Genomic DNA, 12,504 nt, shown 5'->3' with positions numbered 1-12,504 from the left:
GGCTGAGGCGCACAAAATGGGTTACGATTCTCTCCGTCTAGAGGAAGTCGTCGACGCCAATGCCACCGCTGGATTCGTCGTCCTCGTGCTGTTGTGGGCCGTACAGCAACGCCGGGTTCCGGGTCTGGAGCCACACCTCGCCGTCGCCGCGGAACGTCGTCACGAGTCCTTCACCGCCGAGCAGACTCGATTTGATACTGCCGTCTTTCTCCCGGGAGAGGTCCATCCCTGCCGTCCACGCGACGAGATGGTTCTCGTCCACCGTGAGAGGGTTGTCTGGTGTCACGTCTCGCCGGACCATCGAGCCAAAGGAGGAGAGAAATACCAATCCTTGGCCAGAAAGTCCCAGTACTGTGAGTTCGCCCGACGAGAACAGATTCGAGCGGTTGTTCCACTCGGTCGAGCGCTCGACCAGTGGCTCCCAGGCCATCAGCGAGCCGGATTGGGCGCGGAGTTCGCCGCGGTCGCTCATGTTTATTGCCACCACGTCACCGGGATGCTCCGGGACCAGTGACACTCGTTCGTCATCAGCAGTTGCGTAGTAGGTGTTATCGATGAGCGAGCGCTCGTCGCTGACCATGCGCCCGACTGCTCCGGTAATTCCGCCACCACCGATGTCGGACTCGTTGTCGATGCCGCCGGTCCGGTCCATCATCACACCGGGTTTCGTCTCGATCTGCTCGCCGTCTGCCAGTGTGATTTCGAGCATCGCATAGCTCGGGTCTTTCCGGATTTGGTATTCCATGAGCGATAATTCGCTCGTAATGTAATTTAAATGTTGATATTCACGTTGACTGTAACTTATTTTGGTATCTGATACCCCGGCACGCCACAGATAATCTGCTGCTGTTAGCGCCAACAATTTCGAGTCAGTGGTCGTTTGGGTTCTCTGATATTGTGAACGGGCCTCGGCCGTGCGTCTGCACTCTCACTTCCAACATTGGATTCTGGGTTTCTTTGGAAGCAAAAAGTTCAGCTCTATTGTAATGTCGAGAGAAAAAGGGTAACTCCATTGAACCTCCTACTCGTAGGCGAAGGTACTGATGTCTGTCTTCGCGTCTGGTCGCTGCTCGCGGCGAGGTGCCAGCCGATGAACGCGAACGACCGTGCGATTGCCGGATTCACCATGGCTGGCCACGGGATGGTCCACACCTACGAACTCGCAATCCCGATTTTGATGACTGTCTGGCTGGTCGAGTTTTCGACAACAACCGCGACGCTCGGCACCGTCGTCGCCGTGGGTTACGGACTGTTTGGTATCGGTGCACTGCCGGGCGGTCTGCTCGTCGACCGCTTCGGCTCTCGACGACTCATCGTTGCCTGCCTCGTCGGAATGGGGTCGTCGTTTCTGCTGTTGGCAATTGCTCCAAACATCATCGGAATTACGCTCGCATTGGCGCTGTGGGGGCTCTCAGCGAGCGTCTACCATCCTGCCGGGCTCTCGCTCATCAGCAAAGCCGTCGAACAGCGCGGCACGGGCTTTGCCTACCACGGAATGGCCGGCAACACGGGGATTGCGACCGGGCCGTTTCTGACTGCAATTTTGCTGATTGCCGTCGACTGGCGGACTGCCGCTGTGATTCTCGCCATTCCTGCCCTTCTGGTAGCAGTCGCGGGGCTAACTGTCGACTTCGACGAGACAGCAGCCGTTGCGGCGACGGACGGCGGCGACGCGCCAACAGCAGAGATTGACTCGGCCAAAGAGTTTCTGGACGCCTCTCGCGGGCTGTTTACCGTTGGATTTGCCACGGTGTTCGTCCTCGTGTTGTTCAATGGACTGTACTACCGCGGGATGTTGACGTTCCTTCCCGAGATGCTTGGTAACTTTCTCGACCCGCTGGTTGACAGTGCGCCCTCGGAGGGGGTTGGACCGGTTCCCGACGGCCGACTTGCCCGCGAGTTTGACCTCGCGCAGTATCTCTACGCTGGATTGCTCACGGTTGGCATCGCCGGCCAGTTTGTCGGTGGAAAGCTGACCGACCGCGTCGAGGTGGACCGTTGGCTGGCAATCACTCTGGCGCTGCTCGCCGGTATCGCCGTCCTGTTCATCCCGGCGACGGAGACGCTGCCAACGCTTTTGCTCGTGAGCGCTGCGCTGGGATTCGTGCTCTTTGGGATTCAGCCGCTCAGTCAGGCAACTATCGCAAAGTACTCCCCACCCGAACACCGGGGACTCTCCTTCGGGTACACGTATCTCGCGATTTTCGGCATCGGTGCTCTGGGGGCCTCTATCGTCGGGGCAGCACTCACGTACGGCTCTTCAACCACTGTCTTCGTCCTGCTCGCTGGATTCGAGGTAGTTGCCCTCGTGCTTGCACTCTCGCTTCTGTCTCGAAACTAACGCAGCGCTCAGCGGACATCTGCTTGCTCTGGGCTTTCATCAAGCGGAGTTCCCTTCGTGTATGCGCCGTGGAAGACCAGCATATCGACGCCAATTGCTGCAAGCGAGAGACCGCCCAGCGTAAGCACCGCCAACAGCACTGTCTCTCCCCCAAGGAACCCCAGCGGTAGCGAGAGGCCCAGACAGAGATTGCCCAGCCCGCTCCACTGATACCACGCTAAGGGCCCGTTTGGCAGTCGCTCGATTCCTGAGACGAGATCAAATATCCCGGCCAGTCCCAGCGCGGCCAGTTGTATCGCAATCAGTGGTCTGGAGAGAATCCCGCTGCCGAGCGTTGTGACTGACCCCGCGACGATGACCAGCAAGAATCCCCCAACAATTGCGCTGAGTTTCCGCTGTCTTCGGTATCTTGCTGCTGTCTGCCCAGACTCCGAACTAGACGGTTCGCCTGGGGTCGACCTGTCAGCCATACACTATTCTCTGTGGCTACCGGATAAACCGGTGACGATGCGTTTCTGAGCGCGTAACGCTCTTCACCGAAAAGAGGTAGTGGGTCACAACGCAGCAGGGGTGATTTTCCCGGCGACGTACACCAGCGTCGCGACGAGCAAGAGCAGACTTGCGGGGAGCAACCAGACGCCGGCAGTGAGGACGATTCCACTGACCTGAATCCCAACGACCAGCAACCAGACTGGCGCACAGCAGCTTCCCGCGAGCAATCCTGGCACAGAAGCTTAGAGGCCCGTGCTCGCGCTCAGCCCACACGATTTCAGTTGGGTCACTGCGAGATACGACAGCGAGAGGTTCTGCCCGAGCAGCGACGCAATCAGGCTTCCAAGCAACGTATTCCGTGGCGACAGCTCCCAGACAACTTGGAGTTCGGCGAGTGTGCGCCCAAGCACTTTCTCGCTGTAGCCGCGGATGGACGAGCGAGGCACCTGCGACTCCTACACCGCGGTAAGTAGCATCAGCGCTACTAATCCCGCGACGATTGTTGCAAGAATGCTCTCCGTGTACCACGCGACTGCGGCCGCGACGAGTGCGGCGGGAATTTGCATGTTGCCACTCAGCACGATTGCTCCCCCCGGCGCAACCACTGCCGGGACGACCAGCGCCGACAGCACCGCAGCGGGCACCATCTCTAATGCGAGTTTTACTCTCTCCGGAACCTCACCGAACCGCTCGAAGAGGAACAGAAACGACGCCCGCAGAGCGTAGGTTCCCAGACCGGCGAGTAGCACTGCCGCCCAGATGATCGGGTCGGGGGAGGTCACTCACCCACCTCCTCGGGAGTCCCACCCGTGTACGATTCTTCTGTCTTGAGAGCGATTACTGTGCCAGCCCCGACACCCAGTAGCGCACCGACAAGTAGCCCAAGATTGTAGGGTATCCCAACGCCGATGGTCGCGACGCCGCCGCCGACGAGGGCTGCTGCCGCGTGCGCTCGGGTCTGCAACGCCGGCACCAACAGCGCCAGAAACGTCAGTGGGACTGCAAACCGAAGTGGGAGCCACCCCGGGACGCTCGCTCCCACGATGACACCGATAACTGTACAGAACTGCCAAACAATCCACAGCGGCGCAGCGGTGCCAAGGTAATACCACCGCTTGGAGGCGACACCCTCCATGCCCTCTGCATACCGGGTCACCGACAGTGCAAACGCCTGGTCGGTCATGATGTAGGCCATCAGCCCACGCCAGCGACGGCTCTCTCGTGTAAAATGCGGTGCCAGCGAGGCTGAGTACATCACTAACCGCGAGTTGATGATGAGTGCTGTCCCAACGACGACCAACAGCGTCGCGTCCTGCCCGAATAGCTCGATCATCGCGAGCTGTGACGCGCCGGCAAACACCACAACTGAGAGTGCAACCGCCTGCAGCAACGAGAGTCCTGCCCCCACGGCCGCCGCACCGGCAACCAGTCCGAACGGAATCACGCCGAGCATCACTGGCGTTGTTGCCGTTACGCCGGCCATGAAGTCTTCACGACGACTCATTAGTGTCCGTTCGCAGGCTGCCGGGACACTACTTGCGATCCGAGACCACCTTTTTCCCGGTCGGGTTCTCGCCGTGGGCGCGAACCACTCCTCGAAAAACGTGGTCCTGTTGAGCAAAGCGAAACAGTGCTCGAAAGACGAGCACCGCGAGTCTTTCGGTGGTGAAAAAGGCTGCTCGGTCGCTTTCGAGGTCTCACTCCGTTCGACCTCGTACCGCTCCCTCGCAGTGAACCGCGCTCGCTACGCTCGCGCGGATGCTACTCCTTCACGGCTTCTTCGACAATCTCGATTTCCTCTTCCGTCAGTCCGTACAGTTCGTAGACAATCTCGTCTATCAGGTCGTCGGTCCGTTCGATCTTCTCGTCGAGTTCTGCGGCGCGTTCGACGGCCTCGTTGTAGCGGTCGAGGTCCTCGGCAACGTCGTTGGGGTCGGGCAGCGTGATCGCCTCCAATCGGTCAATCAGCGAGTTCGTTTTCGTGGCTGTCTCGCGGAACCCGGCGAAGCCATCTGCTTTGTCGACGGCGACCGGAACGAACGCCTCGATCAGGTCGGCCTCCGTCTCGGTGAGGTCCGTGAATCGCATCGCCGGCAGTGGTCCGGTTTCGGTGTAGCCCCACCGATCTGTCTCGTAGGCGTCCTCGTCGTCGGGCTTGTAACGGGCGGTAGCGTGGATGGTGACGGTGCTCTCGTCTTCGCGTTCGCAAGTGACTGTCCCGACGCGGATGTTGTCGTAGTCCTCTTTGGTTGCCACTACAACAGATTCGCTGACAGACTTCGGAGGCTCATAAGTACCGAGGTTAGCGAGATCTGGGCCATCCGTGTATGGTGTGAGGTAATCGAGGAGTTCGAGATTGATTGATCCCCGTTTTTTTACTAGATCCTCTATCTGCTCAGCCTTTTCAGTCAAATCAGGAGATGTAAATCCTTCAGGCAAAGGAAATTCCTTCGCGTCTTGGATCAGGATTTTCTGGAATGTATCCTTGTGTTCGTCAAGATGGTTCTTCCGATGATAGAAGGTGAGAAGCCTCGAATTCAGGACTGCGACGAGGTTTCTCGCTTTTTGTGGGTCATCATCTTTGGGAAGGAAGACAAAACCAACTTGTGTATGAAAAATAGTATCTTCAGTGTACGCCGCATTGATACCACGAGACCCGTCAGTCGAAACAATCTGTCTTACGACACAACGCGGCTGTTCGAAGAATCGACGCTCTCGTTCTGCACCCAGCCAATCGCCGTATTTAATCCATTCGCCACCTTCCCAGAAGAGACGGTAGCGCTGTATTCCAGTTCCTGACGTAATCTTGTAATAGTCCTCACCTTCCTGTTCAGTAGCGTGGAATACACGGTTCTCTATCTGTTCCTCAGTATGCCCCTCATGTTTATCGTACGGTGTAATCCCTAAACAGGTCTCAAATAAATCGTCAATATGGTGTTCCGCTTCACTCACCCGATCAAGGACTTTTCGCTCCTTTTTTGAGGTGAACAGATCGAAAATAAGAGACTCGTCTTTCCAATACTCTGTGTCGATTGCCTTTATCTCAGCATTCGAGTCTGGGATTCTGCTGATCGGGTCGTCAGGATCGTAAAGCACCGCACGAAGCGAGCGGTTCTGTTCCATCCCCGAATTGACCTTAGTAGCAGTAAGTATGGCTGTCTCCATGGTTACACCCTCAAAAACATCGTCTGGCAGACGAACAATAGAATCAAACCAGTATTTACTGAAAAGATGCCGTCTTAGTTTCTCGTAGGAACTCTGAGTTAAATATGAGTTGGGAGTTACAAAACCAAAGGCACCCTCATCTCGGATTAGATCTGCCGTCCGTTCACAGAACGCTGAGTAGATATTCACCCTATTAAAACTCGTCTCGAAAAGGTCAAACAAGAATTCGGGATTTTCTAGTCCTTTGACATCTACCCAAGGCGGATTCCCTACGACGGCATCGAAACCAGAGAGTTCCTGAGATGTTCCATCCGTTTCGTAGTACACCTCGGGGAATGATAGTTTCCAATGAAAGAAATCCTGATTCTTAGCCATTCTCTGCGCTGTCGCAAACCAGTCCGTATCTGCAACAATTGACCACTCTTCAGGGTATTCTAGTGCTTTCGCCATCCGTTCGTAAGCACCACCCGGAACATCCACTCCAAACCGCTCCGCAGTATGAACGTTCGCCATCGCCAGGAGTCGCTGCCGAAGTTCGTCCTGCTCAATTTCCGCATACTTCCGTTTCATCTCGTGGACATCCTCCACAGTCTCGTTCTCGATGGCGAGAAACTCCGAATAAATGTCCATCAGGCGCTCTATCGTCCCCTCCCGAGTCGCGCCGAACTCCGCCAGCGACGCCTGCTCGTCGTCGTCTTCGCTCGCGTCCGATTCCAGTTCCTCGATATCCTCGATATCCGACCCGACGAGCGAGTTACCCTGCTTGAAGTGGTGATCCAGGAACGCGAGCGGGCGGTCCGCCGCCAGCGTCTCCAGCCACATCGACAGCTTCGCCAGTTCGACGGCCATTCCGTTCAGGTCGACGCCGTAGATGCACTCCTTGGCGATCTCCCGGCGGACGTGCTGCTCGTCGAAGGCCACGCCGAACTCCGTCTCCGCCTCGCGGACCTCGTTCATCACCTGCTCGGAGAGGTAGCCCGTTGCTTTCGTCAGGAAGTGGCCGCTCCCCATCGCGGGGTCGAGAATCCGCAGGTCCGTCACACGCCGGAAGAAGGGGCCAATGTACTCCTGCGTTCCCGGCTCGAATCCTTGGTCGATCAGGTCCTCGCGGATCTCCTCGACCAGCGGGCCGACAGTCTCCTCTACGATGTAGGTCACAACGTAGTCCGGCGTGTAGTACGCACCTGTGGCTTTGCGCTCGCCCTCGTCGTTGACAACGTACAGCCCACCCGCCGGGACACTCTCGACAGCGTCGGCGACACTCACCTCCGTCGCGGGCTTCCAGACCTGTCCGCCGTCCTCCGCGACTGCGGCGTACTGCTCCGGAGCGATGCGGAACTGGTGTTCGAGTAATCCCTCGTAGACACTGCCGAGGTGTCGCGTATCGAGGTCGGCGTAGTCCGCCAGCACGTACCGCCCCTCGTCGTTACGCGTCGTGGACAGTCGATAGATAACCTCCGCGAGATAGCGATTGCTGACTTCCTGCTCGGCGAGAAAATCGTGCTCCTCGTGGTCGAATAGACCGCCGTTGTAGGGCGGGATCCCGAGCGACTCCTCGCCTTCGTCAATCAGGCGGAACAGGTCTTCCAGTCGGCTCCACATCGTCGTCGAGAACTCGCTGTACTCCTCCTCGAAACCTTCGTCAACCTCGCCGATGGTCTCGTGGATCTCAAGCCTGAGCTCGTCGAGGCTGAAATTCTCCTCGTACTCGTCGACTGCCGCCGGACTCTCGGGATGGATCAGTTCACGAGATTCGGCGTAGAGGATGAACATCAGTCGATACAGGAGGACCAGCGACTGTTCTTTCAGTTCGTTCAGTGACCCCTCGTCGTCCGGTTCGATGCCGAGATCGTTCGTCTCGACGAAGCCACGGCCAAGCACCCGCAACGCCGTGAACACGTTATCCTGCAGATCCTCACCGAGTTCCTGCGAGGCGGTTTCGCTTTCCGACCACACTTCGTCGAGGAACGTCGTTCCGCCAGTCTCCCGGAATGCTTCGGGACGGAAAAACACGTAAAAGTATTTGAACTTCTCCAGATCACCGTCTCTGAGAAGTTCTGGCAGGTCGATTTCATAGTAGGTTTGTGTTTCGTAATCGTTCGTTCCGTATAGTCGCCATTTCCGACCGTTAGTTAGAATGCCCCACTGGATATGCTCTGGCGTGTTTTCAAGGTAGTGTTTGATCTGGTGGGAGGCGTTGCGGTACGGTCGCTGTTCACTAAATCGGACAGTAAAATCTGCATCCCACTGTTTCGCCTCGACAATTCCGATGCCACGCTCGAACAGATCTGTCGTATCTTTGCTATCGAAGTAGACCTTGGCGGCTTCCCGGCGTCGCTCCGGGCTCTCGAACAGTAGTTCGTCAACAAATCCATTCCCATCGGGGAGAGTGGTCTCTACCTGACTTCCGAACCCGAGAACATCGAGTACCTCATCGATCCAGTTGTCAATGAGCGGGTCTTCGTCATAACCGCCGACGAGATCTCCTTCGAGTTCGTATAGCGATTGCAGTTTGTCCAGCGCCTCGCGGGCAGCGTCGTCACATTCCCATTCCTCGCGCTCCTGGACGCGTTCGTCCAAATAGTGCCCAGAGAAGAGAGCCGAATTAACGTAGGCCCGTTCGTAGAGGGTAGATTGACTCATTGAAGATACTTTCACACGTGTGCGGAACTCACAAATATATGACGGAGGGTCCGTTATGATTGTCGCACACAATTGACGGTTTATTGTTACAAATATCCGCCGAGCGCTGCGCGAACGGCGAAGCCGTGAGCGCGAAGCGAGGCGGTTCACTCGACGCGAGCAGTGCGAGGGCGAACGGAGTGAGCCCTCGAAAGCGAGCGTCGAGGGAGTTTTTCCGCATGTTTTTACGAGGAGAGGTTCCCGCAGTGAGCGCGAGGTCGAACGAAGTGAGGCCTCGTTAGGCGAGCGGCGGAGCCGCGATCCAACGGCTTGCGAGGAAACCCGACGACGTAAAAAGTGCGACACACCAACTACCCGGATGAGTCGATAGTCAGGGGTACCGTCGTTTCTTTCGTCTCTCCGTAGGCATTCTTGGCAATAATTGTGAGTTCGTACTCACCGCCAACGTATCGATCTGGCGGTCTGATGGTAATCGAACCCTGCGGGGACAGCTGTCTGACGTCCCAGCCGAGTTCGTACTCCCCTGCTGTCGAGACGCGGTCAGTTACAATCTGGTCCGACACACCACTTTCGACGGTCCAATCTGTCCAGAGTTGTCGAATCGTAATCTGGTCCGTGTACTCTGCTGCAATGGACACCTCGGCTTGGTCGTTTACTCGGATGGTGTCTCCGGTTGCAGTTACTGATACGTCGTCACACTTCGCTCTCGTGAAATCCCACCGGCTTTCGTCGTCTCGGACGATAACTGTCCCTCGCATCCCCTGGTCGTGGTGGTTGTAACACGCGTAGCGGTAGACTCCGATCTGGTCCAGTGTCTTCGATTCCGAGTACTCCGCTGTCTTGAGGTCAGGGACGGTGCTAGGGTCATCTCGAACCCGTTCTTGCCGGAGGATATAGTGCTCGTCGGTGCCGACCCACTCCCAGGTGACTGTCGTTCCCGGATCAACGACCACCGCGGGTGGGTCGAGTTCGCGCTCGTCAGTTCCCGCGCCGACATCGATTGTTACTGAATCCTGTCCCTGTTTGTCGACCAGCGTGCCGTCGTAGCCATTTGCTGTCCCGACCCAGTGGTCGAGAGTGGGCGACCCACGTTCGATTCGGTTCCCACAGAATGACTGTTCGTCGAACGAGACTGGGCCGACATCACGAGCTTCGTCGTTTCGCATCCTGAACGGCCCCGCCGCGAAATCGTGGATGTAGTTGCCGTAGATGTCGTTGTTCTGACTCCAGTCCCCGCCGTCGATATCATCAGATGGTGCCCAGGCCCCGAAACTAAGCGGGACTGGCGAGTCACCAATGTCGTTCCACCGAACGGTGCAGTCGTTCCCCTTCAGGTCGATAGCTGCGTTGACGACTGCCTCCGTGTTGTGGCCTGCGTTGCGGGTGGTACAGTATTCGATTGTGATATTCGAACTCCCGAGTTTGACATCAACGAGCTCGTTGTGTCGGTACCCCGCGCTGTTGTCGATGTGGTGAACTCGAATGTTCTGACTCCGGTCGAGTGTCTCGTATTTGTAGTAGGATTCCCCCCGGTGGGTTTCGGGACTCCCGACGTAGACGAGTTCCCGGACGTGTCCGATCTCGTAGTTGTCGACGCGAGGGTCGTACCGCATCCCGGCAGGGCCGATTACCTCGAAGTCGCCAATAGAGGAATCGCGCAAGCGGACACACTTGACCATTGCTTTCGCGCAGTTGCCGATCTGCGATGGTTCGAGGACAACATCGTAGAGGTATTTTGGCCCTTCCCCAGTCTCTGCGTCGTACCGACCCACGGGCGTAATGAACACACACCGACTGACCCAGGCCCCGTAATCCTCGTACTTGCGGTCGGGTTCGAGCAAGCCGTCGATTGTCATCCCGCGCACGTGGATGTGGCTATGTCTAATCCTGAGCACGTCGTTTGACCCTGCTGGCGGGCGGATAACTGCGTCCTCCGGTCCAGTAATCGTGATTGGCGCGCCAGACTCTCCGGCCCGCGTTGTCCACACTTCCTCACGGTATTCCCCAGACGCAAGTTCGATACTGTCTCCCGGGTAGGCCTCGTCAACCGCAGTCTGGATGCTCGCCAACGGGTCGCCCTCACTCCCTGAGTTGCTATCGTCTCCCTCCGGGGCGACGTGCAGAGTGGTCGCATTGCGGTGTGTAATCGTTTGTCTAGGAAAAATTTTCGCCTTAATTATCAACTGCGATTCAAAAGTGATGTTTGAATGATAATATTGCGTGAGACGACCGGATTTGGACCGGATTTGGACCGGATTTGAACCGGCAGACCTCTACAGGATAGCATCCTAAGCGCGGTTCAGGCGAGGGCGGCTAGGAAGCCGGCTTTCGCTCGTTCCTTCTCTCGACAGGTCGCAATTTGGGCTCAAAATTTAGAAAAATACCTGTGGCACAGCGTTAGCCGCTGACCTCCTCTTTTCACCATACTATTTGTGTGTAGGTTTCACAGTTGTTCTCTAATGGACGGAGAAGATATCAACGAGTACGTCCAGCGGTGTCAGCAGCTCATCGAATCGTCACCGCAGATGGACGAGGAAAACACGAAGGTCAAACTCATTCAGCCCTTCCTCGAACTACTCGGATGGGATCTCTACTCTACGGAGGTTGCGCTCGAATATACAATCCCGATGGCATCAGGTAGCACCCACGTCGATTACGCTCTGCTCGTTGGGGACTCTCCCGTGATATTCGTCGAAGCGAAGCCAGTTCGGTCGACACTCACTGAGACCGAGGTCCAGCAGTTGCGGAGTTACATGCGGCAGGAACTCGATGTTGACTGGGGAATTCTGACAAATGGTGAGGCGTTTGAGGTATTAACGAAGAACCACGACCGAAACGGTGGTGAGGAAGTTTCGGTTGTTCAATTTGACCTCGATGACCTCGCTGAGAATCCAGAGGTACTGGAACTGCTCACCAAGGAGTCGATACGCTCGGGGAAGTCGGACGAGGTGGCTGAGCAAGTCGCACAGACAAACCGAGCAATTCGGCATCTACAGCAAAACGAGGACAGCGTCACTGAGTCCGTGACCGAGGCGGTCGAGAACGAGGTAGGGGACCTCACCATAGATCTCGAAGAGCAGTCTCGGGAGTTCGTGCAGAATCTTGTCTCTGTACTCCGTGAGCAGCGGCATTTTGTCAGTGAGGAGCCGCCCGAAGATTCCGGAGAGGAAGACAAGTCAGAACCAGACCAGACTCCCGACAAAATGGAACCACTGAAAAACGAGGTCACGGGTAAAATTTCCCGGAATGAAATTGAGGGTGACCCAGACGCTCGCGTGGCTGTATTCCCCACGAAGGAGTCTGGACTGCCATTCCTCAAGGAGAATGAGGCATGGGGGTTCGTTCGGGTCGGTAGCGACTTCGAGTATGTGGCAATGTACGTCACTGGTGATGTTCAAGAGGTGAAATACTTCGCAAAGGTGAGTGAAGTGGTGGAACCTGATGAAGCGGAATTAATGCGAGAGTCAACTGACTACAAAGACCGAGCTAAGATTGCAGATGGAAAGAAGGTCATCATGTTCGAGCCAGGGTCCCTCTATGAACTCGACGATCCAGTCCCGTACAAGTCGAAATACCCACAAGGACTGAGATACACAACTCTTGGGAAGTTACTAAATGCAAAGACAACCGATGATATGCTCTGAATTGGCCGAGGGAGTCTTCTCCGCCGAGCGTAGCGAGGCGGTTCGCTCGACGCGAACGATGCGAGGGCGAACGGAGTGAGCCCTCGAAAGCGAACGGTGACCATCGGGAACCGTGAGCAGTGAGCGTCGAGAGGTTTTTCCCCAAGTTTTTGCAAGGAGCGGTTCGCTCGAAGAGCGAACCCGACGCAGTAAAAAGTGGTAGTGCGCGGGACCGGATTT

The 12,504-nt window shown here is 56.7% G+C and carries 10 protein-coding genes; 2 read left to right on the top strand and 8 right to left on the bottom strand.

Translation table 11 applies throughout. From position 1 onward, the window contains the following. Positions 1 to 37: 37 nt before the first annotated feature. Positions 38 to 745 carry a TIGR00266 family protein gene (locus tag ACMGFM_RS04750; RefSeq protein WP_436901295.1) on the bottom strand — a complete coding sequence of 236 codons (708 nt, stop codon included), beginning with the start codon at positions 743 to 745 and terminating at the stop codon, positions 38 to 40. 345 nt (positions 746 to 1,090) lie between these two features. Here ACMGFM_RS04750 and ACMGFM_RS04745 point away from each other — a divergent pair, with 345 nt between their 5' ends. Next, entirely contained in the window at positions 1,091 to 2,341 is a 1,251-nt protein-coding gene (locus ACMGFM_RS04745; RefSeq protein ID WP_436901294.1) for an MFS transporter, read from the top strand. A gap of 8 nt (positions 2,342 to 2,349) precedes the next feature. On the opposite strand, the gene ACMGFM_RS04740 is transcribed toward ACMGFM_RS04745, so the two are convergent. From ACMGFM_RS04740 to ACMGFM_RS04710, 7 genes are all read right to left on the bottom strand, one after another. Next, positions 2,350 to 2,811, bottom strand: coding sequence for a DUF7994 family protein (locus tag ACMGFM_RS04740; protein WP_436901293.1), 462 nt, complete (start codon positions 2,809 to 2,811; stop codon positions 2,350 to 2,352). 84 nt (positions 2,812 to 2,895) lie between these two features. Continuing rightward, a complete protein-coding gene (locus ACMGFM_RS04735) occupies positions 2,896 to 3,069 on the bottom strand; it encodes a hypothetical protein (RefSeq protein WP_436901292.1) in 174 nt (57 codons plus the stop codon). A gap of 6 nt (positions 3,070 to 3,075) precedes the next feature. Further along, a complete protein-coding gene (locus ACMGFM_RS04730; protein WP_436901291.1) occupies positions 3,076 to 3,279 on the bottom strand; it encodes a hypothetical protein in 204 nt (67 codons plus the stop codon). 9 nt (positions 3,280 to 3,288) lie between these two features. Further along, entirely contained in the window at positions 3,289 to 3,615 is a 327-nt protein-coding gene (locus ACMGFM_RS04725; protein ID WP_436901290.1) for an AzlD domain-containing protein, read from the bottom strand. Further along, positions 3,612 to 4,337: an AzlC family ABC transporter permease gene (locus tag ACMGFM_RS04720; protein ID WP_436901289.1), complete on the bottom strand. Its 726-nt coding sequence runs from the start codon at positions 4,335 to 4,337 to the stop codon at positions 3,612 to 3,614. Before ACMGFM_RS04720 ends, ACMGFM_RS04725 begins: the two co-directional genes overlap by 4 nt. Positions 4,338 to 4,594: 257 nt before the next feature. After that, positions 4,595 to 8,641, bottom strand: coding sequence for an Eco57I restriction-modification methylase domain-containing protein (locus ACMGFM_RS04715; protein WP_436901288.1), 4,047 nt, complete (start codon positions 8,639 to 8,641; stop codon positions 4,595 to 4,597). Positions 8,642 to 8,991: 350 nt separating this feature from the next. Beyond that, positions 8,992 to 10,710, bottom strand: a complete 1,719-nt coding sequence (locus tag ACMGFM_RS04710) for a plastocyanin/azurin family copper-binding protein (RefSeq protein WP_436901287.1) — start codon at positions 10,708 to 10,710, stop codon at positions 8,992 to 8,994. A 390-nt stretch (positions 10,711 to 11,100) separates the two neighbouring features. On the opposite strand from ACMGFM_RS04710, the gene ACMGFM_RS04705 reads away from it, so the two are divergent. After that, positions 11,101 to 12,285, top strand: a complete 1,185-nt coding sequence (locus ACMGFM_RS04705; RefSeq protein ID WP_436901286.1) for a DUF8743 domain-containing protein — start codon at positions 11,101 to 11,103, stop codon at positions 12,283 to 12,285. The last annotated feature ends 219 nt before the right edge of the window (positions 12,286 to 12,504 follow it).

The organism is Halovenus halobia, from assembly GCF_051414135.1.
GTDB classification, from domain to species: domain Archaea; phylum Halobacteriota; class Halobacteria; order Halobacteriales; family Haloarculaceae; genus Halovenus; species Halovenus halobia.
The sequence above is the reverse complement of the archived record's forward strand: the minus strand, read 5'-3'. Positions and strand labels throughout refer to the sequence as shown.

Excerpts from the sequence above, each read along its gene's own strand:
- ACMGFM_RS04750 (WP_436901295.1), bottom strand. The coding sequence starts at position 745 with ATGGAATACCAAATCCGGAAAGACCCGAGCTATGCGATGCTCGAAATC.
- ACMGFM_RS04745 (WP_436901294.1), top strand. The coding sequence starts at position 1,091 with ATGAACGCGAACGACCGTGCGATTGCCGGATTCACCATGGCTGGCCAC.
- ACMGFM_RS04740 (WP_436901293.1), bottom strand. The coding sequence starts at position 2,811 with ATGGCTGACAGGTCGACCCCAGGCGAACCGTCTAGTTCGGAGTCTGGG.
- ACMGFM_RS04720 (WP_436901289.1), bottom strand. The coding sequence starts at position 4,337 with ATGAGTCGTCGTGAAGACTTCATGGCCGGCGTAACGGCAACAACGCCA.
- ACMGFM_RS04715 (WP_436901288.1), bottom strand. The coding sequence starts at position 8,641 with ATGAGTCAATCTACCCTCTACGAACGGGCCTACGTTAATTCGGCTCTC.
- ACMGFM_RS04705 (WP_436901286.1), top strand. The coding sequence starts at position 11,101 with ATGGACGGAGAAGATATCAACGAGTACGTCCAGCGGTGTCAGCAGCTC.